Source organism: Bacillus ndiopicus (assembly GCF_000612805.1).
Classification (GTDB): Bacteria; Bacillota; Bacilli; order Bacillales_A; family Planococcaceae; genus Metasolibacillus; species Metasolibacillus ndiopicus.
Map to the genome: position 1 here is coordinate 1 of NZ_HG964425.1, position 216 is coordinate 216.

The 216-nt window shown below is 48.1% G+C and carries 1 rRNA gene; it reads right to left on the bottom strand.

Annotated elements, in window-relative coordinates:
* Positions 1-208: ribosomal RNA gene (locus TY13_RS19620) — 23S ribosomal RNA — on the bottom strand; the annotation flags it as partial.
* Between the last annotated feature and the right edge of the window lie 8 nt (positions 209-216).

Here is a 216-nt window from a genome sequence, read left to right on the forward strand (position 1 = left end):
ACTTAGATGTTTCAGTTCCCTGCGTGTGTCTTCCATACGCTATGAATTCACGTATGGATACTATGCGATTAAACATAGTGGGTTTCCCCATTCGGAAATCCCCGGATCAAAGCTTACTTACAGCTCCCCGAGGCATATCGGTGTTAGTGCCGTCCTTCATCGACTCCTAGTGCCAAGGCATCCACCGTGCGCCCTTAATAACTTAACCTATTCGGC